Below are 283 nucleotides of genomic sequence, written 5' to 3' on the forward strand. Positions count from 1 at the left end.
GTCGCGACCGAGCTTGGACTGCAGCTCGACGAGGTCGGTGAAGACGTCGGCCTGCCGGCGCAGCTCGTCGGCGATCATCGGCGGCTGGCTGGCGATCGTGGAAATCACGGTGACCCGCACGCCGCGGCGCTGAACGGCCTCGACCAGAGAGCGGAAGTCGCCGTCACCCGAGAACAGCACCATCTGGTCGGATGTGCTCGGCGAGCTCCATGGCGTTCACGGCGAGCTCGATGTCCATGTTGCCCTTGACCTTGCGGCGGCCGGAGGCGTCGATGAACTCCTT

At 66.8% G+C, this 283-nt stretch carries 1 pseudogene; it reads right to left on the bottom strand.

Going from position 1 to position 283, the window contains the following annotated elements:
- A pseudogene (locus AC0L3B_RS39355) lies at window positions 1–283 on the bottom strand (NYN domain-containing protein); the annotation flags it as partial.

Source organism: Bradyrhizobium sp. Kon56 (genome assembly GCF_055807635.1).